Below are 22016 nucleotides of genomic sequence, written 5' to 3'. Positions count from 1 at the left end.
CCTCCTCCGGCGTTAAGGCGCCCTACTAGGATTGGGCGCGGGCTTCGAGCCTGAGCGAAAACAGACGATCCTAAGGAGTTATCCGTGGCAGCAATCGACGCAGTAGGCGCTCGCGAAATCCTCGACTCGCGAGGCAACCCGACCGTCGAGGTCGAAGTTCTGCTCGACGACGGTGTCGTCGCGCGCGCGGCAGTGCCCTCCGGCGCATCGACCGGCGCATTCGAGGCTTACGAGCTTCGCGACGGCGACAAGGGTCGCTACCAGGGCAAGGGTGTTCTCAAGGCCGTCGCCGCCGTCATCGACGAGATCGGCCCCGAGATCGAAGGTCTCGACGCCACCGACCAGCGCGTCATCGACAAGGCCATGATCGACCTCGACGGCACCGACAACAAGAAGCGTCTCGGCGCGAACGCGATCCTCGGTGTGTCTCTCGCCGTCGCCCGCGCCGCCGCCGACTCGGCCGACCTGCCGCTGTTCCGCTACCTCGGTGGCCCGAACGCGCACACGCTTCCCGTGCCGATGATGAACGTCATCAACGGTGGCTCCCACGCCGACAGCAACGTCGACATCCAGGAGTTCATGATCCTGCCGATCGGTGCCTCCAGCTTCTCTGAGGCCCTTCGCTGGGGCACCGAGACCTACCACGTGCTCAAGAGCGAGCTCAAGTCGCAGGGCCTCTCCACCGGCCTCGGCGATGAGGGTGGCTTCGCCCCCAACCTCTCCAGCAACCGCGCCGCTCTCGACCTCCTCGTCGAGGCGATCACCAAGGCCGGCTTCACCCCCGGCAAAGACATCGCACTCGGCCTCGACGTCGCCTCCAGCGAGTTCTTCTCGAACGGCTCGTACTCCTTCGAGGGTGCATCGAAGTCGGCCGAAGAGATGTCCGCCTACTACGAAGAGCTCGTCGCGTCCTACCCCCTCGTCACCATCGAAGACCCTCTCGACGAAGACGACTGGGAGGGCTGGGCGCACCTCACGTCCGTCATCGGCTCGAAGACGCAGATCGTCGGCGACGACCTCTTCGTCACCAACCCGACGCGCCTCGCCAAGGGCATCGAAAACGGCGCCGCCAACGCGCTGCTCGTCAAGGTCAACCAGATCGGCACGCTCACCGAGACGCTCGACGCCGTGGCCCTCGCACAGCGCAGTGGCTACAAGACCGTGATGTCGCACCGCTCCGGCGAGACCGAAGACACGACGATCTCCGACCTCGCCGTCGCTACCGATGGCGGTCAGATCAAGACCGGCGCCCCGGCTCGCTCCGAGCGCGTCGCGAAGTACAACCAGCTGCTCCGCATCGAAGAGGAGCTCGGCGAGGCCGCGGTGTACGCCGGCGCCTCGGCGTTCCCGCGCTTCACCGCGTAACGACTGCTGCAGGAGGCCCGTCTCGCGCTTCGGCGCGGGGCGGGCTTTTGCGTGCGCGCGCTCGCTCGGCGACGCGGTTTGGCGAAAGCGACGCGGTTCGGCCAAAACGACGCGGCGAGCCAGGTCGGTTTGGCCGAACCGCGTCGCTTCGCGAGCTTCTGCGGCGCTGAACCCCTCGCGGCGCCGGCCCCCTGCCGAATTTGAAGGAGAAACTGTCGGGCGACCCCCTCGGATCCTTGATTTCTCGTCGCCGGAGGCGGGAATCTCCTTCGAATTCGGGCGGCACGCGCGCGCTGGCCCAGAGGCGGCCGGGCGTCGCCTAGGGTCGAGGCATGGCTAGCTCACCCTCCGACCGCGAAGGCGGAACGACCCGACGCGTGCCGGTGACCCTGCCGGCGATGGAGACGGCGGCCGGCGGCTGGCTGCGTGGCATGCGCGTCTCGGGGTTCAGCCTGCTGATGCTCGTGATCATCGTGCTGTTCGTGATCATCCTCGCGCCGAGCCTGAAGACGCTGATTCAGCAGCAGCATCAGATCACGTCGCTGCAGTCCGACGTCGATGCGCAGAAGCAGAACGTCGACGATCTCAAAGACACCGTCGCCCGGTGGAACGACCCCGCCTACATCGAGGCCCAGGCTCGCGATCGCCTGCTGTATGTCTATCCGGGCGAGTACAGCTACCTCGTGATGGACGATGCGGCGACGAAGTCCGAGACAGCCGCGAAGACCGAGGCCGGAACGAAGATCACCAAAGACATCCAGAACCCGCAGGTCGACTGGGTCGGGGCGATGACCGCGTCGGTTCTCGACGCGGGCCTGACCGACGAGCCCGCGGCGAAGCTCGTGTCACCCGACCTGAAGGGCGCCAAGTAGGCGCACGGGCCGGGTATTCTGATCACTCCATGACCACGCCACCCTTCGCCCCCGTCACCGAGCACGACATCTTCGTCGTCTCTCAGCAGCTCGGTCGCCCGGCGCGCAACGTGATCGGCATCGCCGCGCGCTGCGTCTGCGGCAATCCGACCGTGGTCTCGACCAAGCCCCGCCTGGCCGACGGAACGCCATTTCCGACCCTCTACTACCTGTGCCACCCGGGTGCCACGGCCGCGATCTCGACTCTCGAGGCGACCGGCGTCATGGCCGAGTACACCGAGATGCTCGCCGACAGCGCCGACCTGCAGCAGAGTTATCGTGCGGCTCATGAGGCGTACCTCGCCGATCGCGAGGGCATCGAGCACGTCGACGAGATCGATCACGTGACAGCCGGCGGCATGCCCGAGCGAGTCAAGTGCCTCCACGCCCTGGCCGGCCACGCCCTCGCCGCCGGGCCGGGCGTCAACCCGTTCGGCGACCTCGCGCTCGAACGAGCGACCTGGAGCCCCGACGTGTGCACCTGCCCCGACTACTCCGCCGACGGCGCAGAGCGCCCCGACGCGACCGCAGGATCCGAGGGCTGACCAGAGTGCGCCAGCTCGGAGCGTTCGCGGCCGCCGTGGCTGTCGTCTCCGCGCTGGTGATCCCCGGCGTCCTCCTCCCGGCCACCGCAGCGTCTGCCGACTCGATCCGCGATCGGGAGTACTGGCTCAGCGACTACGGCATCGAGCAGGCGTGGAACACCACCCGCGGCCAGGGCGTCACCGTGGCCGTGATCGATTCGGGAGTGGACGGCTCGGTCGCCGAATTGCAGGGCGCCGTCGTCGGTGGCGCGGACTTCTCGGGGAGCGGATCGTCGAACGGGCAGACGCCGATCGGCGACGACTCCGCGCACGGCACCCTGGTCGCTTCGCTCATCGCCGGCAGGGGCACCGGTTCGGGTTCCGGAGTGATCGGCGTCGCGCCCGAGGCGAAGATCCTCTCGATCTCGGTCGGTTTCGGCGCCAAGGCGAACGATGCCGACGGGCAGATCGCCACGGCCGTGCGCTGGGCGGTCGACCACGGGGCCAAGGTCATCAACATGTCGCTGACGCGCAATACCCTCGACTGGCCCACGAGCTGGGACGACGCCTTTCTCTACGCCATGAAGAAGGGTGCGGTGGTCATCGCCGCCGCCGGAAACCGGGGGAGCGGAACCGACGAGGTGGGTGCCCCGGCGACGATGCCGGGAGTGCTGACCGTGGCCGGCGTCGATCAGTCGAAGAACGCGAGTTTCGACGCGTCGAGCCAGGGGATCACGATCGGGGTCGCGGCACCGAGCGAAGGGCTCGTCGGTGTGGGGCCGGGCGGGCAGTACCTGCTGTGGTCCGGAACGAGTGGCGCCGCCCCGCTGGTCTCGGGCATTGCCGCCCTCGTCTTCGCCAGCCATCCCGGCATCTCGGCCGACGACGTGATCCAGCGAATCGTCTCGACGGCCACGCCCAAGGGGTCGCCGTCGCCCGGCCCGATCTACGGCCACGGTCTGGTCGACGCCGATGCGGCTGTCACCAGGAGCGTGGCGAGCGTCTCGACGAACCCCGTCGGCGACCTCGCAGAGTGGATCCGGCTCCACCGCCGGGCCGAGGCCTCGCCGCAGCCGACCTCGTCGCCCGAGCCCTCTGCGCCGGTGACCGCGAGCCCGACGACCGCGGTGGCGAATAGAGACGGAAGCGCTGGATTCCTCCCGAGTGTCGAGACCTGGAGATCTGCGGGGATCCCCCTCGCGGTTTATTCTGGTCTCGGGGTCAGTGTGCTGGTCGTCGTCATCGGGGCCGTTCGCCATTTCAGTCGTCTGCGAAGCAGGCGCTAGCCTGTTTCCCGTCCACACCTATCTAGGAGTTCATCCCTCGTGCCCAAAATCCTGATCGTCGGCGGCGGCTACGCCGGTTTTTACACCGCCTGGAAGCTCGAGAAGTGGCTGCGCAAGGGCGAGGCCGAGGTCACCGTGGTCGACCCGCTGCCCTACATGACCTACCAGCCGTTCCTTCCCGAGGTCGCAGCCGGTTCGATCGAGCCGCGTCACGCCATCGTGTCGCTGCGACGCCACCTGACTCGCACCAACGTCGTCACGGCCAAGGTGACGAAGGTCGACCACGCGACGAAGACCGCGACGATCACCCCCGAGGTCGGCCCCGAGTGGACGGAAGAGTACGACCAGATCGTCATGACCGCTGGTGCCGTCTCGCGCACGTTCCCGATTCCGGGTGTCGCCGACGAGGCCATCGGCCTCAAGACGATCGAGGAGGCCGAGGCCATCCGCGACAAGCTCCTCACCAACTTCCAGAAGGCCGCGAACCTCGACGCCGGCCCCGAGCGCGACCGCCTGCTTACCACCGTCGTCGTCGGTGGCGGCTTCGCAGGCATCGAGATCTTCGCCGAGCTGCGCAGTTTCGCGACCGACCTGCTCAAGAACTACCCGAACCTCACCATCGACGACACCCACTTTCACCTCATTGAGGCGATGGGTCGCATCATGCCCGAGGTCGCCCTCGAGACGAGCCACTGGGTGCTCAAGAACCTCGCCGAGCGCCAGGCCATCGTCCACCTCGACACGCAGCTGCAGTCGGCCGTCGGCGGCAAGGTCGAGCTGTCGACCGGTGAGTCGTTCGAGTCCGACCTCATCATCTGGACGGCCGGCGTCATGGCCAACCCGGTGGTTCGCAACACCGACTTCCCGATCGAGGCCCGCGGCCGCATCTCGGTGCAGCCCGACCTCCGCATCGTGACCGAAGACGGCACCGTCGTGCCCGACGCCTGGGCCTGCGGCGACGTCGCGGCGACGCCCGACCTCACCGGCGGCGGCGTCGGCGGCTTCTGCGTGCCGAACGCCCAGCACGCCGTTCGCATGGGCAAGCAGCTCGCGAAGAACCTCACGGCCGATCTCCGTGGCGAAAACACGAAAGACTACCGCCACGACAACCTCGGAGCCGTCGCCGGTCTCGGCATCGGCATCGGTGTGTTCCAGAGCGGCAAGTTCGCCCTCAAGGGATTCCCGGCGTGGATGGCGCACCGCGGCTACCACGGCATGGCCATGCCGTCGTGGGAGCGCAAGATCCGCGTCGTGACCGGTTGGGCCAACAACTTCGTGCTCGGCCGCGACATCGCGTCGCTCGACAACGTCACGAGGCCGCGCGCCGCCTTCGAGGAGTTCGCCTCGCGCCCGAAGCCCGCGGCTCCGGCCGACGAGCCCGCAGCGGCCCCCGCGCCTGAAATCGGCAAGGTTGCCGGCCAGCCCGGCCCCGCGTACGCCACTCCCGCCGACGGTGAGACGAAGGCTGAGCCGGTGGCTGCGGAGTCGAAGCCTGCCGAGTCGAAGCCCGCCGCTAAGAAGGCTCCGGCGCGCAAGCCGGCTGCCAAGAAGGCGCCCGCCGAGAAGGCCCCCGCCGCCGAGTAGCTCGTCGTTAGTCGTGATGCCCCCGCCCTGCGGGGGCATCAGGCGTTTCGCGGCCCGTTCAGTACGCTTGACGGGCACGCCCCCGTAGCCCAATCGGCAGAGGCAGGCGACTTAAAATCGCTTCAGTCAGGGTTCGAGTCCCTGCGGGGGCACTCGCTCGTCAGACGTCGTCGCCGGGCTCGACGAAGCGCACCCAGGCCCAGGCGCCCACGGCAAGGGTCGCAAATGCCGCAGAGGCGATCACGAGCGGCAGCATCGGGAACGTCTCGTCAGGGCCGCCGAGATAGACGACGGAGGCCATGGCGACGCCGATCACGGCGAACCCGACCAGCGTCGGCCGCGACCAGGCGTAGAGAGCGCGGCCGGGTAGGGCTCCGAGCGGAACCAGCAAGACGATCAAGGATCCAAGACCCGCCAGACACATCGTCGCCAGCGCCTCCCGCGTGATCTCGGCGGCGAACGCAGTGCTCGAGGCAGGCATGAGCCCGTGGGCGATCCAGGCCAGGAACGACAGACCGGCCAAGGATCCGAGTTGGGCCGTGGCGAGGACACCGCCTGTTCGGACGTCGTCTCGCCGGACGTTGACCCGCCCGGTGTCGCGGCCTCGTGCATCGAGCGTGTTCGCTTCGAGCGCGCGCCCACCCGCGTCGGCGAGGCCCGCAGCGAGGAGTACTCCGATGGCAAGAGGCGGGTCGATGCCCAGCACCCGGGTTGCCACACACGCCGCCACGGCTCCGACGAGCAGGCGGGGCGAAACGGAGAGGGAGAGGCGCAGCCCGAGACGACGCCCGAGGAGCCAGGTGGGGAGCACGACACCGAGACCGTTGATCAGGGCGATTCCGACGGCGATCGCCACGACGAGCCGGATGTAGCGCACCTGGTCGTCGACGCCCGCGGCGAGGGCGACGAGCACGGCGCCGACCGCGAGGGCCAGGACGACCCCTGCGGTCGGCGAGAGGACCGACCGCTCGTCGCGGTCGGAGAGTGAGCGGTTGCGGCCCGCGAGTCGGTGGGCTCGTCCGGCGAGCCGACCGCCCAGCGCCGAGGCAGCAAGGCGCAGGGGTGCGACGACTAGGAGGAGGAAGACGAGGCCGATGACGAGGGCCCACATCCACGACCAGCCGCCAAGACCCTGCGACAGCGTCGGGAGGGTGCCGCCGAAGCCCGTCGGGCCCGACCACGACGAACTGTCGATGACGCCGGGGGTCGAGGCGGAACCCGAGCCGAGGGATCCTGAGCCGCTTCCTGCACCGCCGCCTGAACCACTGCCGCCGGTGCCTCCCCCTGATCCGGTCGACCCACCGGAACTAGACGGGCCACCGCTGGGCGACCCGCCGCCCGGGGTACCGGGGCTGGTCGGCGTGCCCGTCGGGGGAGCGGCAGACGGCTCCGTCGAGTCGGATGGCGTCGTGGGCTGGGCGGACGGAGTCGCCGACGGAGTCGAGGGCGTGGCCGATGGCGACGACGGGGCGAATGTGACCAGGACGGCCGCACTGGGCGCACCGTAGTTGCCGGCGGCGTCGCGCTGAGCGGCCTGGACCCGGCGGTCTCCGGACGGGAGGAGGAGGCCCTCCGAACTGCAGCTCCACACCCCGTGCTTCACGACGGCGGTGCAGACGGGATTGCTGTCGACGTAGGTGGTGACGGTGGAACCGCTCTCGCCGGTGCCGTCGAAGACCACGGGTTGCCGGCTGATGGTGGAGCCCTGCGCGGGGTGGACGACCGTCGGCGCAGCCGGGGCATCGCGATCGATCGTGACGGTGACCGCGGCGGAGGCGGACGAAACGGGAACCGCCGGCACGCGCGACGACGACTGCGTCGCCTGAACGCTGTAGCGACCGGACGGTGTCGTCGTGGCCGAGAGCACGGTGCTCCACTGCCCCGCGTCACTGACGGTCGCTGTCGCCGCGGCCTTGCCATCGGTCGTCACCGTCACTCGAGCGCCGGGATAGCCCGTTCCCTGGACGCGGGCTCCGATGTCGACTCCCGACCCGGTCGACAGCACCGGGGCGGCGAGCACCGAGAACGGGGCCGACTGCACGTCGCCGAGCGCGGTGTCGGTGAGGTCACGCACGGTGAGAGTCTGCCCGGCGCCTGACACGAGGTCGACTTCACACGACCAGCGCCCGTCGGCAGTGGCTGTCGAGGTGCAGAGCGACGATGCGGGGTGGACGGGGTCGAGCACGCGCAGGTGTGCCGAGGGCGTGGCTGTTCCTGACACCGTCACCCGGGCGCGCGGCGAGTCGGCGACCGAGATCGTCGGGGCGACGGGCGGGGCCGGTGTGCCGATGCCCTGCGAGGGTGTCGGCGTCGCGCTCGTCGGCGCCGCCTCGGCTGCGGACGGAGCGACCGAGAGACCCGAGACGATCAGAACGAGGGCCAGTGCTGCCACGCAGATCGCTGCGGGCACCCGCCCACGACGAACGCGCCCGCTGGCCATGGCCACGGAGCGTCGGGAGCTGGGGGTCGTGTTGGTGAGCACTGCCCCCCAGTAAGCCAAGTTGCGGGGTACAAGTCAATCGTTCGAACGGCGGAGTACGTGAAATCTCCGTGAATTGTTACAAGTACCTACAGGCACGAGGTCAAGGATCCGTCGAAACCGCCGCTGGGCGTGAGTTGCCTCCGAGAATGCCCCCCGCGCATGGAGCCCCCATTCAGCCCGTTTATAGTGATCCCCGGATCGACAAGGAGTATCTCAACCATGGATTCCGCCCTCATCGGCATTCTCATTGCAGCAGGCATCGTCGTGCTGCTGCTCATCATCTTCGGCATCTACCTCTGGGCGACCTATAACTCGTTGGTCACCCTCAAGGTGCGCGTCGATGAGGCGTGGAGCGATATCACCGTCCAGCTGAAGCGTCGGGGTGACCTCATCCCGAACATCATCAGCACGGTGAAGGGGTATGCCACTCACGAGTCGGGGGTCTTCGAGAGCGTGACGAAGGCGCGTGCCGAGACGCTGAGTGCCACGAGTCCGGCCGAGGCCGCGGTCGCCGAGAGCCACATGCAGAAGTCGCTGAAGAGCATCTTCGCCGTGGCCGAGGCCTACCCGCAGCTGCAGTCGAGCCAGAACTTCCTTCAACTGCAGTCCGAACTCGTCGAAACCGAAGACAAGATCCAAGGGTCGAGGCGGTTCTACAACGGCGGCGTGCGTGAGTTCAACACGAAGACCACGGTGTTCCCGAACACCCTCTTCTCGAAGCGGCTCGGATTCACCTCGCGCGACTTCTTCGAGGTGGCAGAGCCGTCGGCGATCGCCGAGCCCCCGCGCGTGCAGTTCTGACCGCGTGCAGTTCTGAAGCGAACCCGGTGAGCGGTCCGGCGCTTCCTTAGGAGAGGGCGCGGACGTCAGCAGTCAGTGCCGGCGCGAGGTCGCCACGCGGCATCACCTCGAGTGACTCCAGGCCCTGCCACTCGGCCGTCCGGCGGAGCAGGGCCGCCAACCGCTCGACGTCGATTGTCTGCCCCGCCTCGTGCCACGCCGCCTGCACCCGCAGCACACCGGCCTGGCGGTCGCTCTTGAGGTCGACCCGACCGACCAGTGCCTCGTCTTGCAGCACCGGCAGCACGTAGTAGCCGAAGACTCGCTTGGGCTGCGGCGTGTAGATCTCGATCCGGTAGTGGAAGCCGAAGAGGCGCTCGGCCCGCGCGCGCTCCCACACGATCGGGTCGAACGGCGAGAGCAGTGCGTCGGCCTCAACGCGCCGGGGCAGTCTCGCCTCGGTGTGCAGCCACCCTGGCCGGCCCCAGCCGTCGACCGAGACCTGAGTGATCTCGCCGGCCTCGGCCAGATCGGCCAGGGCCGGGGCCACGTCGGCCGCCTTAAGCCGGAAGTAGTCGGCGATGTCGGACGCGGTGCCGATACCGTGCGCCCGGGCGGCGTGCGAGACGAGCGCCCGGTGCGCGTCGGCACGCGAGACCGTGCGATCGAGCACCGCTGAGGGCAGTACCTGATCGGGAAGACCGTAGGCGCGCTCGAAGCGGGTGCGACCAGCGCTGACGACCTCGCCCGTGCGAAACAGCACCTCGAGGCCCCGCTTGACGTCGCTCCAGCCCCACCACGGACCGCGCCGCGCGGTCGACTCGGCGCCGATCACGGCATCGGCCTCGATCGCACTCGCCGGCAGGGGCCCGGATGCCCGGAGCTCCGCCCGCAACCAGTCGAGCGTCGCTGTGTTGGCCGACGCCCACGAGTCGGGCCGGGCGGCGTAGTAGTCGCGGTAGTGCTCCATCCGCCAGCGCCAGAGCGGCCAATCGGTCGTCGGGAGGAACGCCGCCTCGTGCGCCCAGTATTCGGTGTAGCGGCCCCCTCGGGCAAAGGTGAGTCGGTCGAGCAGAGACCGTTCGAAGGATCCGAGCCGGGCGTAGATCGGCAGATAGTGGCTGCGCTCGAACACGTTGACGGAATCGATCTGCAAGAGGCCGAGACGATCGATGAGGGTGTTGAGCTGACGCGTCGCGACGGGCCCGGACGGGACGCGACCGAACCCCTGCGCGGCCAGGGCGACGCGACGGGCGAGAGCGGGAGAAACGCTGGACGGGAGCACGGTCTGAGGATAGATGCCGCTACCGACATACGGATCCTCAATCGGGGTTTCGCCGCCTACACTTCTTCCATGACGGATGTGACCCTGGCTGGCCCGACACTTGCCGAGTTCCGAGAAGCCCGCGAGCGCGTCTCGCACGTGGCGCACGTCACGCCGATGGAGAGCTCGTCTTTCTTGAGTCAGGCGCTCGGCGCGAAGGTGTACCTCAAGTGCGAGAACCTCCAGCGCACGGGCTCGTACAAGATCCGCGGGGCCTACAACCGGCTGTCGCAGCTCGACGCCGACGAGCGCGCCCACGGCGTCGTGGCGGCGAGTGCCGGCAACCACGCACAGGGCGTCGCGCTGGCGGCTCGCGAGCTCGGCATCACGGCGACGATCTTCATGCCGGTCGGCGTTGCGCTGCCGAAGCTGCAGGCGACCCGCGACTACGGCGCCGATGTGGTGCTCGGCGGCAACTCCGTCGAAGACGCCCTGCGAGCGGCGAAAGAGTTCTCCGACGAGACCGGCGCCGTCTTCATCCCGCCCTACGACCACCCCGACGTGATCGCGGGCCAGGGCACGCTCGGCCTCGAGATCCTCGACCAGGTGCCCGACGTCGAGACAATCATCATGAGCATCGGCGGCGGAGGCCTCATCGCCGGGGTGGCCAGTGCGGTCACCCAGGCTCGGCGCGAGACCGGCGGAACGATCCGCATCGTCGGCGTCCAGGCGGCGAACTCGGCGCCCTACGCGATCTCGATGAAGCTGGGCGAGGCGACCGCGGTCGTTCCCACGCCGACGATCGCCGACGGTATTGCCGTGGCCAAGCCCGGAGTGCTCAACTTCGCGATCGCCCGCGACGTCGTCGACGAGGTCGTGACCGTCAAAGACGACGACACCGCCCGCGCGATCCTGGTGCTGCTCGAGCGGGCCAAGCAGGTCGTGGAGCCCGCCGGAGCCGTGGGCGTGGCCGCCGTGCTCACCGAGCAGGTGCAGCCGACCGGAACGACCGTCATTGTGCTCTCGGGCGGCAACATCGACCCGCTCATGATGGAACGCGTGATCAGCCGCGGCCTCGCCGCCAGCGACCGGTACCTGCACTTCCGCGTCATGCTTCCCGACCGGCCGGGTCAGCTCGCCCGCGTCTCCGAGATCATCTCGGAGGCCAACGCGAACGTGGTCGAAGTGCTGCACACCCGGCACGGCCGTGGCCTTCAGATCAGCGAGGTCGAACTCGAGCTCAGCGTCGAGACACGCGGCCCCGATCACGCCGAGCAGGTCATGGAGCGTCTGCGCGACAACGGCTTCACGCCGCAGCCCGCAGCCTCGTAGGCGCTGACGGTCCGCGACGCTGGCGCGTCCGCACGACAGAGGCCCAGGATCCAGCGCGAGTCGCGTGGGATCCTGGGCCTTCTGTCGTGACGGGCTAGAAGCTGTAGGGCGCGACCGACGAGATCGCGACGGCGATCTCTTTGCCGTTGGGGGCCGTGTACGAGGTCGAGTCGCCGGCCTTCTTGCCCTCGATTGCCTCGCCGAGCGGGCTCGTCGGGCTGTAGACGGTGAGGTCGCTGCCGGGCGCGATGATCTCACGGCTGCCGAGCACGAACGTCGACTCGTCGCCGGCGATGGTCGCCGTGATGAGCATGCCGGGGCCGACGATGCCGGTGTCGGCCGCGCGCTCCGAGATGGTCGCCGTCTTGAGGAGGTTGATCAGGGTGCGGATGCGCGCCTCGATCTTCGCCTGCTCGTCTTTGGCCGCGTGGTAGCCGCCGTTCTCTTTCAGGTCGCCCTCTTCGCGCGCGGCCGAGATGCGCCCGACGATCTCGTCGCGGCCCGAGGTGCTGAGAGTCTCGAGCTCGGCGGCCAGTCGGTCGTAGGCCTCCTGCGAGAGCCAGGTGGTCGTTTCTGCGTTGCTCATGGTTGCTCCAATACCCCGAAGGGTGGGTGGCTGAAAAAAGGAGACCGGCCGTGTGGCCGGTCTCGAGCGGGAATCACGAGAGTTTACGGCAGCCAGCACTTGTCGATCAAGCCCGTGACTCCGCGGTTCATGGTCTTGAGGTCGGTCGTGTAGGTGTTGTTCTGACTCGTCGATGCGGGGAAGTGGACGACCTTCCAGCCGACCACGTCGAAGCCCGAGTTGAGCACCTGGATCGAGCAGTCGACCTTCGTGCCCGGATCGACGCTGATCTGCGAGCGCACGGTTGCTGAGTGGGCGTCGTGGATCTCATACCCGGCGTCGTTCGACTCGATGGTGGCGCTCGTGCCATCGAAGGCTGCGAAGAGCACCCAGGCTCCGAAGACGACCACGACCACGCCGCCGGCGATTGCGGCGATCCAGCGACGCCGCAGACGGAAGGCGCGAGTGCGGCCGTAACGGACGTCGAGCTTGCTGTCGCCCGCGGGTGCTGCCGACGACTGCGGTGCGCTCGTGCTGTTGCTCGAGGGGGTGGGCGCCACCTGCGGTCTCCGTCCGATTATCCTTGGGTAGAGGTTAGCAACGCTGGCCGTGACCGAGATCCGAGGTACCACCGTGCCATTGCGCCTGCTGGCAGTCCACGCCCATCCCGACGACGAGTCGAGCAAGGGCTCCGCTACGTACGCTCACTACCGCAAGGCCGGGGTCGAGGTCTTGGTGGTGAGCTGCACGGGAGGCGAGCAGGGGTCGATCCTCAACGAGCACCTCGAGGCGCGGGCGCACGCCGAGCGGGACATCGCCGGGCTGCGGATCCTCGAGATGGCCCGCGCTCAAGAGGCCATGGGTGTCGACCATGTCTGGCTCGGGTACAGCGACTCCGGGTTGCCCGAGGAGGGCGAGAGTGTCGCGGTCAACTCGTTCGCGACCATTCCCCTCGAGATCTCGACCGAGCCGCTCGTGCGCATCGTGCGTCGGTTCAAGCCCCACGTGCTCCTCACTTATGACGAGAACGGCGGCTACCCCCACCCCGACCACATCCGCACCCACGAGGTCTCGGTCGCGGCCTACGAGGCTGCCGCCGACCCCGCGCGCTACCCCCACGCGGGCCCTGCCTGGCAGGTGTCGAAGCTCTACTACGACCGCATCATGAACACCACGCGCATGCGGGCGATCTACGAGGCCATCAAGGTCGAGACCCCCGACTCTCCCGTGCTCACGCAGATGGATGAGATGTTCGAACGCTGGGGCGAACGAGCCGACCCGTCGACAACACATGTGAACGTCGCCGATTCGTTCCCGGCGCGCGACGATGCGCTGCGAGCGCACGCGAGCCAGGTCGACCCCACCGGATTCTTCTTCTTGCACTCCCACGAGCTGCAGGCCAGGGTCTGGCCGACCGAAGACTTCCAGCTCATCGACTCCAAGGTCGAGACCACGCTGCCCGAGACCGACCTCTTCGCGGGCGTGACCGAGTGAGCGTGTTGGCAGTCTCGGTGTCAGTCAGTGCACTGGCGACGAGGATCCTTGCCGAAACCGGCAACCCGTCTTCACCGGGGGTCCAGACCGTCCCCGACAGCGTCGTCACGCCCGGATGGATCGGGTTCCTGGCGATCTTCGGCGTCGCCCTGGCCACGGTGTTCTTGATCGTCGACATGACACGTCGAGTGCGGCGTACCCGCTACCGGGGCGAAGTGCGCGAGCAGATCGAGGCGGAGCGCGAGGAGGCCGCGAGGGCGGCCGCCGGGCTCGACGACGAGTTGCGCGGCGAGACGGACGACTCGGGCTCGTCTCGCTGAACCCGCGAGTGCGGCGAGACGGACGACCCGGGCTCCACTCGCTGAACCCGCGAGAGCGGCGCTAGATCGCGACGAGCAGCACGGCCGTCCAGTGGCAGAGGAACGCCAGCACGGTCAGGGCGTGAAAGAGCTCGTGGAAGCCGAAGACGCCCGGGATGAGATTGGGACGCTTCGTGCCGTAGCAGACGGCTCCGATGATGTAGAGGAGCCCGCCCGCGAGAACCAGGATCATCGACGCGGGGTTATTGGCGATCAATTCGCGCACGTAGAGCAGAGCACCCACGCCGAGGAGCACGTAGAGCGGGGTGTAGAGCCAGCGGGGCGCGCTCGTCCAGAAGACGCGGAAGGCGATGCCGGCGAAGGCCCCGCCCCAGACGAGCCAGAGCAGGATGACCGCCTTGTCGTGCGGGAGGCTCAAGACGGCAAGGGGAGTGTAGGTACCGGCGATCAGCAGGAAGATGTTGGAGTGATCGAGGCGCTTGAGCAGCAGCTTCGCCTTCGGCTTCCAGTTGAAGCGGTGGTAGGTCGCCGACACTCCGAAGAGCAGCAGTGACGTGCCGAAGTACACCGCCGTCGATGCTTTGGCCGGTGTGCCCACGGCCAGACTCACGAGGACGACGCCCAGGGCGATCGCCACGGGAAAGGTCGCGGCGTGAATCCACCCGCGCCAGGTGGGTTTGACCTCGAGCTGGGTGCTAAGAGCGGTCATCCACCGATCGTAGGGGGCTTTTCTGGCTATCCGCCAGGAGTTCACAGACCTGTATTTGCATGTGACACTTCTCGTTCCATAGAGTGAAGGGGCCCAGCCGGGCGACGACTCGAGGGAGAACGATGAAGTCCATTCGCCAGAGGATGTTCGTGAGCGCGGTGGCCGCTCTCACCGGTGCGGCGGCCGCGATCGGTGCCGCCAGCCCAGCCTTCGCCAGCGGGGTCTCGCGCGCGACCTCGCCCGCGCCTGGCACCTGTGCACTCGGTTCGGCCTGTCTCTACGACGCGAAGAGCTATGGCGGAATCCGCACGAGCTTCGCGAACTCGGTCAGCGATCTCCGTCTGGTGCGTGTCGGCGATTCGGGGCAGTGGAACGCCGACGACATCGCCACCTCCGTCTACAACAACGGTCGGTACCAGACCGTCCGCTTCTGGCAAGACGCCAATTTCAAAGGCCCGTCGATCGATCTCCCTCGGGGCTCCGGCGACCGCTATCTCGGCGATGCGGGCGGCACGATCACGAAGGTGTTCGACAATCGCATCAGTTCCGGCAAATTCGTCGCGCAATGACTGCCCGGCCCCGCGCTCGCCGCGCACTGGCGGGCGTGGCGGTCACCCTCGTCGTGGCCTTTGGTGCACTGGCCTGCAGCGAACCCGAGACGGGCCGCCACGACGTCCGGCTGCCGGCCAAAGACCGCAGCCGAATGGTCATGCCGACCGACGCCTTCGTCGAGACGGAGACCGGCAACCGCGACTATGCCCGCGACCTCGCGATCGTCACCTGCATGAAGGCGGCCGGCCAGAAGTGGTCCGTCGCGCCCCGCACGGTGCGTCCTGACGGAAACGCCAGCTGGAACTCCGTCACCCGCCTGATCTTCACTCCCGAGACCGCGCGTACCTTCGGGTATCACCAGCAGATCGGCGAGGGCGGCCTCGACCAGCGAAAGATCGACGAGCTCTTTCGGCAACCGCGCCTCGATCGAGCGGGCGAGAAGGCCTGGACTGCCTGTGCCGAGCGCGCCGACCGGCGTCTCGGGCTCGACAAGCCGATCTCGCATTTCGCGACGAAGCTCGCGGCCGAGGCCTACGCTCGCGCCCGAGCAGACCACGGGGTGGTCGCCGCCGCCGGGCGCTGGGCCGACTGCATGGCTCCGCTCGGTATTGCCGATCTGGGCTCCGACCCGGCAGATATGCCGACACCCTCCCTTCGTGCGACGTTCGGCCTCGACGCCGATGCGCCACCCACAGAGAAGGCGAGCGCTGACGAGATCAGGATCGCGACGGCCGACGCCGGGTGCCAAGAATCAAGCGGCTACGCCGAAGCTATCTACGACACCGAGTGGGATATCCAGGCGAAGCTGGTGGAGAAGTACGCCGACCGCCTCGTGAAGATCAGGGCGCGACTCGATGCCCAGCATCGACGCATTCACGCGTATCTAAAGCAACGCGGCGTCATCCGCGCGGCACCGTCCATCACCCGGGAGGCGGATACCCCGGCTCAGACGAGTGGGCTACCGTAAGAGCGTGACTTCACGGCGACGATCAGGCGGCGGCGACACGGCCGAGACGCCGGTGGGCCGGGGTTTCGCCTACCGTCTCTACCAGCGCCGAATCCGCCGCGGCCTCGCCGAAGCCGAGGTGCCGAACCACGTCGCCATGATCGTCGACGGAAACCGCCGCTGGGCTAAGCAGCGCATGCTCGAGACCGCGGCGCACGGGCATCGTGCCGGTGCCGCGAAGATCCGCGAGTTCTTGACCTGGTGCGACGAGCTCGGCATCAAGGTCGTCACGCTCTACCTCCTCTCGGCCGACAACCTCACCAACCGCCACGACGAAGAGCTCGAAGCTCTCGTCGACATCATCTCCGAGCTGGCTCACGACCTGTCGCAGCAGGGCGACTGGCGGGTGCAGCACGTCGGGTCGGTCGACGGGCTCCCCGGATCCTTGGTTTCTGCGCTTCAGGAGGCAGAGGCGGGCACGGCGAAGCATTCCGGTCTGCACGTCAACCTCGCGGTCGGCTACGGTGGCCGGCGCGAGATCGCCGACGCCATGCGCAGTATCGTGCGAGCCCACGGCGAAGGCGGCGGCACCATCGACGACCTCGCCGACGTGCTCACCCCCGAGCTCATCGCCGACCACCTCTACACGGGCGGACAGCCCGACCCCGACCTGGTGATCCGCACCTCGGGGGAGCAGCGCCTCAGCGACTTCATGCTGTGGCAGAGCGCGCACAGCGAGTTCTATTTCGTCGAGGCCTTCTATCCGGATTTGCGCGAGGTCGACTTCTTGCGGGCCGTCCGAGACTTCGCGAACCGCCACCGCAGGTACGGTAGTTAGGTTCGTTCGCATACAAGGAGCCCGCGTGACCACCATCGACGAGTACCGCCAGGGGTTCGCAGAAGATCCGGGGTACCTCGACTTCGCCTCTTTCGGGCCCATGAGCAAGGCCGTCTTGGCCGAGCAGAACGCCCTCGGCGAGATCCACGCCCGAGGTCGGTACGGCGCGGGGAGCGTCTTCGACGAGCAAGACATCCGCGTGCGCGAGGCGGTTCGACGCCTCACCGGGTTCCCGACCGACCGGGTGGTGTTCCAGCCCAACGCTTCGATGGGGTTGTTCCACGCGATGTTCGGCTTGACCGGACAGGTGCTCTACTCGGCGCGGGAGTACCCGAGCATCCCCGTGGCGGCGCAGCGAGCCGCCCAGGCTCTGCACTCGGTCGACTCGATCACGATGCAGCCGCCGCAGGGGGTCGTGACCCCCGAGGTGGTTCGTGACAACCTCACGCCCGCGACCACCGCCGTCGCGGTGAGTCTCGTCGACTATCGCACCGGCTACCGGAGCGATCTCGAGGGCATTCGCGACGTGATCGGCGACCGGCTGCTGATCGTCGACGCGATCCAGGGCTTCGGAGTCGTCGAGGCCGCCTACGAGCTGGCCGACGTCGTCGTGGCGGGCGGGCAGAAGTGGGTTCGGGCGGGCTGGGGAACAGGTTTCCTCGCACTGAGCGAACGCGCGGCGACCGACCTGGTTCCGCTCATCAGCGGAGTCACCGGCACGATCGTTCCGCTCGGCTCGTCGTACGAAGAGGTACCGCCGCCCCTGCAGGGTGCTGCCGCCTTCCAGGTCACGCGCACCGACCCGATCGCGCAGGCCCGTTTCGCGACGGCTCTCGAAGGCATCGCCGACGTCGGAGTCGGCGCCATCTCCGGGGCGATCACCGAGACGGTGTCGTCGATCATCGACCTCGCCGACGAGTTCGCGCTTCCCGTCATCTCCTCGCGAGACGAGAGCGAGCGCGCCGGCATCGTCGTGCTCGAGCCCGAGCCTCCGCAGGTGACGGCCATCACCGCGTCGCTCATCAACCACGGCATCACCGCGACCGTCCGTGACGGCCTGGTGCGACTCAGCGCGCATGTCTCGACGGGCGGCGAGACGCTCGGAGCCCTGCGGGGGGCGCTCACGTCGTACGCGACGACCGTGCAGTACTGACCGTCTCTCGGCCCGGGGGCTGACCGGAGACGAGGATCCGGCAGACGCCGCTCGGATCCTCGTCCCTCGGCCCTGCTTCCTCGTGGGGCCCCTGTGGCGCGCGTTAATCTGCCCGTAACCCCGGCACGGTGTGTCGGATTTGTGGGATGTCGGTGGGCTGACGTAGCTTCAAGCCATCGGGTAAGGCACCCGGTCGAGACGGCCACGTAAGTTCGTCTAGCTCTTGCTCCATGGCCGACTCGAGGGTAGGTACCGGGTGTTCTTCACCCGGAGATGGAGTCGGTCGTGACCGCATTCGAAGTCACTCCCCAGGCAACCTCAGCTTCGAGCGGGGCGGCGGTGCCGGCCACGGGTCAGCGCACCTACGTGCTCGACACGTCGGTGCTGCTGAGCGATCCCCAGGCGATGTTCCGGTTCGCCGAACAGTCGGTGGTGATTCCGGTCGTCGTCGTGAGCGAGCTCGAGAAGAAACGCCACGACCCCGAGCTCGGCTACTTCGCCCGGCAGGCGCTCCGGCTGCTCGACGACCTCCGCGTCAAGCACGAACGACTCGACTTTCCCGTCGAGGTCGGCGAGGGCGGTTCGCTGCGGGTCGAGCTCAACCACTCGAACATGTCGGTGCTCCCCTCCGGCCTCCGTCTCGACGACAACGACTCGCGGATCCTCGCCGTCGCATCTAACCTCTCGGCCGACGGGCTCGACGTGGTCGTCGTCTCGAAAGACCTGCCGCTGCGAGTCAAGGCGGCGTCGATCGGTCTCTCGGCGGAGGAGTACCGGGCCGAGCAGATCGTCGACTCGGGCTACACCGGCATCGCCGAGGTCGAGATCTCGGTCGAGCAGATGAAGAGGCTCTACGACGACGAGCACATCTCGACCCGCGAGGCCGAGCAGCCGGTCAACACGGGGCTCGTCATGCACTCCGACCGCGGCTCCGCTCTCGGCCGCGTCACGTCGCGAGGTCACGTCCGACTGGTCCGCGGCGACCGCGACGTCTTCGGGCTCCACGGCCGCTCGGCCGAGCAGCGACTCGCGATCGACCTGCTGCTCGACCCGGAGGTCGGCATCGTGTCGCTCGGCGGCAGCGCGGGCACCGGCAAGTCGGCGCTGGCCCTCTGCGCCGGCCTCGAAGCCGTGCTCGAGAAACAGCAGCATAAGAAGATCATGGTGTTCCGTCCGCTCTACGCGGTCGGCGGGCAAGACCTCGGCTTCTTGCCGGGCGACGCGGGCGAGAAGATGAACCCGTGGGCGCAGGCGGTCTTCGACACCCTCGGGGCGATCGTGTCGCAGAACGTGCTCGACGAGGTGCTGGAGCGAGGCATCCTCGAGGTGCTTCCGCTCACGCACATCCGCGGGCGCTCGCTGCACGACGCTTTCGTGATCGTCGACGAGGCCCAGTCGCTCGAGCGGAACGTGCTCCTCACGGTGCTGTCGCGCATCGGTCAGAACTCTCGCGTGGTGCTCACCCACGACGTGGCCCAGCGCGACAACCTGCGGGTCGGCCGGCACGACGGCGTCGCCTCGGTCATCGAGACGCTCAAGGGCCACCCGCTGTTCGCCCACGTCACGCTCACCCGCTCCGAGCGCTCGGCGATCGCGGCCCTCGTGACCGAGCTGCTGGAGTCGAACGAGTTGGCCTGATCGACCGCGATCTCTGGTAAGACGAGGCGCCCCGGGTTTCGACTCGGGGCGCCTGTGTAGTCAGTAGCCGGACCGTCTTCGTCTCCACCGGGCCGGGGCGGGGAGTGTTCCTCCACCGACGGAACCTCCTGGATCCTGCGGCGCGAGCCCCGTTCTAGCGTCGACGCATGATCGCCTTCGTAGACGCCGCAGTGGTCCTCGCGCTCCTCAGTGTCGCCGCGCCGAGCCCGCCGGGAGCGCTCGTGCCCGCGGTGTGGCTCGCGTTCACGACGCCGCTCCTGATTCGATCCGACGTTACGAGGCGACGCCTGCCGAACCTTGCGACGATGCCCGCGCTCGGCCTCGTGCTGGGATCGAGTGCCGTCGCCGTCTTTGTCGATACGGGAGTCAAGGATCCTGCGCTCGCCCTGCTCGTCACCACGCTCATCGCCGCGGGTGGCCTTCTGTCGGTGCGCCTCGGTGGCGTCGGCCTCGGTGACGTCAAGCTCGCCGCCGCCGCGGCCGGCTCAGCGTCGCTCGTAGAGGCCGATGCTGCCTGGGCTTTGATGGTCGTCGCCGGTGCCGCAGGCGGGGCGGTGGTGCTGGCGGTGAGGCTGCGGCTGCGTCGAGTGGCGCGGCGGAAGAGCCGCTGCGTCGACGGGGTCGACGGCTTCGCCAGCGTCGACCCCGCAAGAGAGGTTGGTGAGATCCCCTACGGGCCGTGCCTGTTGTTCGGGTACTGGGTCGCGTTGGCGGCGGTGAACGTCGTGTGACCTCTCACGCGCGTCTGCCGAATGCGCAAAATCCGCCCGGAGCACTCGGCTGCCGGGCGGATTTTGCGCTATCGAGGGTGTGTGGTCGTGTCAGCCCGGGTGGGTCATGCTGAGTACGTCGAGCGCCTTGTCGAGCTGCTCTTCGGTGACTTCGCCGCGCTCGACGAAGCCGAGGTCGACGACGGCTTCGCGCACGGTCATCTTGGCCGACACCGAGTGCTTGGCGATCTTCGCCGCCGCCTCGTAGCCGACGATGCGGTTGAGCGGCGTGACGATCGACGGCGACGATTCGGCGAGGGCGCGGGCGTGCTCGACGTTGGCGACGAGGCCGTCGACGGCCTTGTCGGCGAGAGCCCGGGTGGCGTTCGACAGCAGGCGGATCGACTCCAGCAGGGCGGTGCCCATCACGGGAATGGCGACATTGAGCTCGAAGGCGCCGGAGGCACCGGCCCAGGCGATGGTCGCGTCGTTGCCGATCACGCGCGCGCTGACCATCAGGACGGCCTCGGGGATGACCGGGTTGACCTTGCCGGGCATGATCGACGATCCCGGCTGGAGGTCGGGGATGTGCAGCTCGCCGAGGCCCGCGTTGGGGCCGGAGCCCATCCAGCGGAGGTCGTTGTTGATCTTGGTGAGGCTGACGGCGAGAACGCGCAGTGCACCCGAGGCCTCGACGAGGCCGTCGCGGGCGCCCTGAGCCTCGAAGTGGTCGAGAGCCTCGGTGATGGGCAGCGCGGAGTCGGCGGCGAGCAGGGCGATCACTCGCTGCGGGAACCCGGCCGGCGTGTTGATGCCGGTGCCGGTAGCCGTGCCGCCGAGGGGAACCTCAGCCACCCGGGGGAGCGTGCCGGTGACGCGCTCGATGCCCAACCGGATCTGGCGGGCGTAGCCGCCGAACTCCTGACCGAGGGTGACAGGGGTGGCATCCATCAGGTGGGTGCGACCCGCCTTCACGACCCCGCTCCACTCGTCGGCCTTCTTCTCGAGGGCGATCGCGAGGTGGTCGAGGGCCGGGATGAGGTCGTGCAGGATCGCGCCGGTGACCGCGACGTGCACCGATGTCGGGAACACGTCGTTCGACGACTGCGAGGCGTTGACGTGGTCGTTGGGATGCACGGGAGACCCGAGGATCCCCGAGGCCAGCGTCGCGAGGACCTCATTCATGTTCATATTCGACGAGGTGCCGCTGCCGGTCTGATAGACGTCGACGGGGAACTGATCGTGGTGGGCCCCCTCGATCAGCAGATCGGCCGCTTCGGCTATGGCCGAGGCGATCGCGGGGTCGATGATGCCCATCTCGCCGTTGACGACGGCCGCCGAGCGTTTGATCCGCGCCAGCGCCACGATCTGTGCCGGTTCGAGCCCGGCGCCCGAGATCGGGAAGTTCTCGACCGCTCGTTGAGTCTGGGCGCTGTAGAGGGCGTTCGCGGGCACGCGCACCTCTCCCATCGTGTCGTGCTCGATGCGGTACTCGGCTGCGTTGGTGGCGTCGGTAGTGGTCACGACGTTGTGGTCCTTCCG

The 22016-nt window shown here is 68.2% G+C and carries 21 protein-coding genes and 1 tRNA gene; 16 read left to right on the top strand and 6 right to left on the bottom strand.

What is annotated here, in order from left to right; genetic code table 11:
• Nucleotides 1-84: 84 nt before the first annotated feature.
• The 6 genes from eno to ASF54_RS12165 all read left to right on the top strand — a co-directional run bounded on the left by eno (nt 85) and on the right by ASF54_RS12165 (nt 5822).
• On the top strand, nt 85-1365 hold the full coding sequence (eno, locus tag ASF54_RS12190) for a phosphopyruvate hydratase (RefSeq protein ID WP_055963271.1): 1281 nt from the start codon (nt 85-87) through the stop codon (nt 1363-1365).
• Nucleotides 1366-1697: 332 nt separating this feature from the next.
• Complete coding sequence (locus tag ASF54_RS12185) at nt 1698-2237, top strand: FtsB family cell division protein (RefSeq protein WP_055963268.1); 540 nt, start codon at nt 1698-1700, stop codon at nt 2235-2237.
• Between the two features lie 29 nt (nt 2238-2266).
• Complete coding sequence (locus ASF54_RS12180) at nt 2267-2821, top strand: DUF501 domain-containing protein (protein WP_055963265.1); 555 nt, start codon at nt 2267-2269, stop codon at nt 2819-2821.
• Between the two features lie 5 nt (nt 2822-2826).
• Nucleotides 2827-4086, top strand: a complete 1260-nt coding sequence (locus tag ASF54_RS12175) for a S8 family peptidase (RefSeq protein WP_235481054.1) — start codon at nt 2827-2829, stop codon at nt 4084-4086.
• A 39-nt stretch (nt 4087-4125) separates the two neighbouring features.
• A complete protein-coding gene (locus tag ASF54_RS12170; protein WP_055963263.1) occupies nt 4126-5670 on the top strand; it encodes an NAD(P)/FAD-dependent oxidoreductase in 1545 nt (514 codons plus the stop codon).
• Nucleotides 5671-5748: 78 nt separating this feature from the next.
• Nucleotides 5749-5822, top strand: a tRNA-Leu gene (locus ASF54_RS12165).
• An 8-nt stretch (nt 5823-5830) separates the two neighbouring features.
• On the opposite strand, the gene ASF54_RS12160 is transcribed toward ASF54_RS12165, so the two are convergent.
• The gene (locus ASF54_RS12160) at nt 5831-8152 is read right to left on the bottom strand and encodes a hypothetical protein (protein WP_157510168.1); all 2322 of its coding nucleotides are present in this window, start codon (nt 8150-8152) and stop codon (nt 5831-5833) included.
• Between the two features lie 219 nt (nt 8153-8371).
• On the opposite strand from ASF54_RS12160, the gene ASF54_RS12155 reads away from it, so the two are divergent.
• Nucleotides 8372-8953 carry a LemA family protein gene (locus tag ASF54_RS12155; protein ID WP_055963258.1) on the top strand — a complete coding sequence of 194 codons (582 nt, stop codon included), beginning with the start codon at nt 8372-8374 and terminating at the stop codon, nt 8951-8953.
• A gap of 46 nt (nt 8954-8999) precedes the next feature.
• Here the strand turns inward: ASF54_RS12155 and ASF54_RS12150 are convergent, their stop codons facing one another.
• Nucleotides 9000-10217, bottom strand: a complete 1218-nt coding sequence (locus ASF54_RS12150; RefSeq protein ID WP_055963256.1) for a winged helix-turn-helix domain-containing protein — start codon at nt 10215-10217, stop codon at nt 9000-9002.
• Between the two features lie 69 nt (nt 10218-10286).
• Between ASF54_RS12150 and ilvA the strand changes: the two genes are divergently transcribed.
• Nucleotides 10287-11528, top strand: a complete 1242-nt coding sequence (gene ilvA, locus ASF54_RS12145; protein WP_055963253.1) for a threonine ammonia-lyase — start codon at nt 10287-10289, stop codon at nt 11526-11528.
• 94 nt (nt 11529-11622) lie between these two features.
• Here ilvA and greA read toward each other — a convergent pair whose 3' ends face one another.
• On the bottom strand, nt 11623-12114 hold the full coding sequence (greA, locus tag ASF54_RS12140) for a transcription elongation factor GreA (protein ID WP_055963250.1): 492 nt from the start codon (nt 12112-12114) through the stop codon (nt 11623-11625).
• Nucleotides 12115-12197: 83 nt separating this feature from the next.
• Nucleotides 12198-12653 (bottom strand): DUF4307 domain-containing protein, encoded by a 456-nt coding sequence (locus tag ASF54_RS12135; protein WP_055963247.1) that lies wholly within the window; start codon nt 12651-12653, stop codon nt 12198-12200.
• A gap of 49 nt (nt 12654-12702) precedes the next feature.
• Between ASF54_RS12135 and mca the strand changes: the two genes are divergently transcribed.
• Both mca and ASF54_RS12125 read left to right on the top strand, forming a co-directional pair.
• Nucleotides 12703-13587 carry a mycothiol conjugate amidase Mca gene (gene mca / locus ASF54_RS12130; protein WP_233573073.1) on the top strand — a complete coding sequence of 295 codons (885 nt, stop codon included), beginning with the start codon at nt 12703-12705 and terminating at the stop codon, nt 13585-13587.
• A gap of 17 nt (nt 13588-13604) precedes the next feature.
• A complete protein-coding gene (locus tag ASF54_RS12125; protein WP_123942941.1) occupies nt 13605-13907 on the top strand; it encodes a hypothetical protein in 303 nt (100 codons plus the stop codon).
• A 61-nt stretch (nt 13908-13968) separates the two neighbouring features.
• On the opposite strand, the gene trhA is transcribed toward ASF54_RS12125, so the two are convergent.
• Nucleotides 13969-14616: a PAQR family membrane homeostasis protein TrhA gene (trhA, locus tag ASF54_RS12120; RefSeq protein WP_055963245.1), complete on the bottom strand. Its 648-nt coding sequence runs from the start codon at nt 14614-14616 to the stop codon at nt 13969-13971.
• A gap of 122 nt (nt 14617-14738) precedes the next feature.
• Between trhA and ASF54_RS12115 the strand changes: the two genes are divergently transcribed.
• From ASF54_RS12115 to ASF54_RS12090, 6 genes are all read left to right on the top strand, one after another.
• Nucleotides 14739-15185, top strand: coding sequence for a peptidase inhibitor family I36 protein (locus ASF54_RS12115; RefSeq protein ID WP_084816236.1), 447 nt, complete (start codon nt 14739-14741; stop codon nt 15183-15185).
• On the top strand, nt 15182-16135 hold the full coding sequence (locus ASF54_RS12110) for a hypothetical protein (RefSeq protein ID WP_055963239.1): 954 nt from the start codon (nt 15182-15184) through the stop codon (nt 16133-16135). Before ASF54_RS12115 ends, ASF54_RS12110 begins: the two co-directional genes overlap by 4 nt.
• Nucleotides 16136-16139: 4 nt before the next feature.
• The gene (locus ASF54_RS12105) at nt 16140-16952 is read left to right on the top strand and encodes an isoprenyl transferase (protein ID WP_442855785.1); all 813 of its coding nucleotides are present in this window, start codon (nt 16140-16142) and stop codon (nt 16950-16952) included.
• Nucleotides 16953-16977: 25 nt separating this feature from the next.
• Nucleotides 16978-18105, top strand: a complete 1128-nt coding sequence (locus ASF54_RS12100; RefSeq protein WP_055963233.1) for an aminotransferase class V-fold PLP-dependent enzyme — start codon at nt 16978-16980, stop codon at nt 18103-18105.
• Between the two features lie 273 nt (nt 18106-18378).
• Complete coding sequence (locus ASF54_RS12095; RefSeq protein ID WP_055963230.1) at nt 18379-19743, top strand: PhoH family protein; 1365 nt, start codon at nt 18379-18381, stop codon at nt 19741-19743.
• Nucleotides 19744-19910: 167 nt separating this feature from the next.
• On the top strand, nt 19911-20495 hold the full coding sequence (locus tag ASF54_RS12090; RefSeq protein ID WP_055963228.1) for a prepilin peptidase: 585 nt from the start codon (nt 19911-19913) through the stop codon (nt 20493-20495).
• Nucleotides 20496-20585: 90 nt separating this feature from the next.
• Here ASF54_RS12090 and ASF54_RS12085 read toward each other — a convergent pair whose 3' ends face one another.
• Nucleotides 20586-21998, bottom strand: a complete 1413-nt coding sequence (locus ASF54_RS12085) for a class II fumarate hydratase (protein ID WP_268761022.1) — start codon at nt 21996-21998, stop codon at nt 20586-20588.
• Nucleotides 21999-22016 lie beyond the last annotated feature (18 nt).

This window comes from Frondihabitans sp. Leaf304 (genome assembly GCF_001423105.1).
GTDB lineage: Bacteria > Actinomycetota > Actinomycetes > Actinomycetales > Microbacteriaceae > Frondihabitans.
The sequence above is the reverse complement of the archived record's forward strand: the minus strand, read 5'-3'. Positions and strand labels throughout refer to the sequence as shown.